The organism is Flavobacterium sp. (genome assembly GCF_044368995.1).
GTDB lineage: Bacteria > Bacteroidota > Bacteroidia > Flavobacteriales > Flavobacteriaceae > Flavobacterium.
In genome coordinates, this window is record NZ_JBIPMS010000170.1 from 1 (window position 1) to 2556 (window position 2556).

Annotated in this window: 2 protein-coding genes and 1 pseudogene; all 3 read left to right on the forward strand. The window is 33.1% G+C overall.

Annotated elements, in window-relative coordinates; all coding sequences use genetic code 11:
• Positions 1-570 (forward strand): annotated as a pseudogene (locus ACIQ2I_RS08940) (DUF5103 domain-containing protein); the annotation flags it as partial.
• A gap of 45 nt (positions 571-615) precedes the next feature.
• Positions 616-1002, forward strand: a complete 387-nt coding sequence (gene apaG / locus ACIQ2I_RS08945; protein WP_396182062.1) for a Co2+/Mg2+ efflux protein ApaG — start codon at positions 616-618, stop codon at positions 1000-1002.
• A gap of 118 nt (positions 1003-1120) precedes the next feature.
• On the forward strand, positions 1121-2556 hold a 1436-nt coding region (gene pruA, locus ACIQ2I_RS08950; protein WP_396182063.1), incomplete at its 3' end, for an L-glutamate gamma-semialdehyde dehydrogenase.

The following is a 2556-nucleotide window of genomic DNA, read 5'->3' on the forward strand; positions in this document are numbered from 1 at the left end:
GAAACCCAATTTTGGGCAGGAAATGAATTTTTAAATTTCGAAAATAAAAATGTTCGTGGCGCTTCTAACTCGGTTTTTAAAGTAACTTCTGGGGATGTGTACAATACTATTTTGTATACAAATGAAGAAAGAAAAAATAAAATTTACACCTATTTTCCTGATGTTAATGGGAATTTTTTTGTAAATAATTTAAATGCTACACAAAATACAATTGAAGCAGATTATACATGGGTTTACTTTGGTTTGGTCTCAGATGTAAATCCTTTAGAGAAATCAATTTATGTTACTGGCATGTTTAACAATTATCAAATTTCAGATGAATTTAAAATGGAATACAATTCGGAAACCAAAACATTTGAAAAACCTATTTTGTTAAAACAAGGATTTACTAATTATCAATACACTTTAGTAGATAAAAACGGGAAAATTGATGAACAAAATGCCATTGACGGAAATTTTTATCAAACCGAAAATGAGTACATCGTTTTAGTTTATTACCGAGGAGGTGCCGAACGCTATGATAGAATTATAGGTGTCGGAAGAGCGAATAGCACAGAAATTAAGAATTAATTTTCCAAGGCTAATTCAATAACTATTATTTAATAAAAATTACAAATGGTTACTCAAATTACAAGTAATATTAAAATTTCGGTAATTACAAGCTACGAAGGTACTTATTATAAAGCCTACCAAATGCTCTATGCTTTTTCTTATCAAATTACTATTGAAAATTTAAGTTCGGATGTGGTTCAATTGCAAACCCGCCATTGGGATATTTTCGATTCATTAAATGATATTGAAACTGTAGACGGCGATGGCGTAGTAGGACAAACGCCAATTATTGTTCCTGGAGAAAAATATATGTATTCGTCAGGATGTATGTTAAAAGGAGCTGTAGGCGCTATGAATGGATTTTATACACTGGCTAATTTTTCAAACAATACTATTTTTAAGGTTCAAATTCCTACATTTAAATTAATTGTTCCTTTTGCGGTTAATTAAACATAACCCAAACTTTCGAAGCCAATAATTTATTTTAGAATTCAATTAATCCTTTGTACTTTTGTTTACGTTTTTTATCTAAAAATCTAATTTGTCTAATAATCTAATAATCTAATAAATGTTAAAAGGATTTTTTAATATACCGAAAGCGATAAACGAGCCTGTTAAAAGCTACGCGCCAAATTCTCCAGAAAAAATAAGTGTTTTAGAAGCATACAAAACCATGTGGAATTCGAAAATTGATGTGCCATTATACATTGGTTCGGAAGAAATTTTCACAGGAAATACTAGAAATATGTCGGCACCACATGATCACCAACACGTTGTTGGAACCTATCATTTAGCCGAAAAATCTCATGTAGAAAAAGCCATTGCAAATGCTTTAGAAACCAGAACAAAATGGGCAAACATGGCTTGGGAACAACGCGCCGCTATCTTTTTAAAAGCAGCTGAATTAATCGCTGGACCTTACCGAGCAAAAATAAATGCTGCAACCATGATTGCACAATCTAAAACCATTCACCAAGCAGAAATTGATGCCTCATGTGAATTAATCGACTTTTTACGTTTTAACGTAGAATTTATGACCCAAATTTACGCTGACCAACCTGCCTCTAATTCTGATATGTGGAACAGAGTGGAATATAGACCGCTTGAAGGTTTTGTATATGCTGTAACACCTTTTAATTTTACTGCAATTGCGGCAAATTTACCCGCAAGTGCTGCTTTAATGGGAAATGTTGTGGTATGGAAACCAAGTGATAGTCAAGTATTTTCTGCAAAAATTATTATAGATGTATTTAAAGAAGCTGGCGTTCCAGAGGGCGTAATTAATGTTGTTTTTGGAGATCCGGTTATGATTACAAATACCGTTTTAGCTTCACCAGATTTTGCAGGAATTCATTACACAGGTTCCACATTTATCTTCAAAGAAATTTGGAAAAAAATCGGAGAAAACATTCACAATTACAAAACATACCCAAGAATTGTTGGAGAAACGGGTGGAAAAGACTTTATAATTGCACATCCATCGGCAAAGGTAAAACAAGTAACAACTGCGATTACTCGTGGTGCTTTTGAATTCCAAGGACAAAAATGTTCAGCAGCTTCAAGAGCTTATATTCCAAAATCTATGTGGCCTGCAGTAAAAGAGCAATTAATTACCGATGTGAATTCTATGAAAATGGGTTCGCCTGAAGATTTTTCAAACTTTGTAACTGCTGTAATTCACGAGGGTTCATTTGATAAATTAGCCCGTTTTATAGACCAAGCTAAAAAAGACACCGATGCAGAAGTTATTATTGGTGGAAATTATGATAAATCTAAAGGTTATTTTGTTGAACCAACAGTTATTTTAACTTCAAATCCGAAATATGTTACCATGGAAACGGAACTTTTCGGACCTGTAATTACAATTTATGTATATGAAGACGCAAAATGGGCGGAAACATTAACCTTAGTTGATCAAACTTCTGAATATGCATTAACAGGAGCTGTTTTAAGTACAGACCGCTATGCCATTGAAGAAGCAACGGTAGCCTTGCAAAATGCAGC

Excerpts from the sequence above, each read along its gene's own strand:
- apaG (WP_396182062.1), top strand. The coding sequence starts at position 616 with ATGGTTACTCAAATTACAAGTAATATTAAAATTTCGGTAATTACAAGC.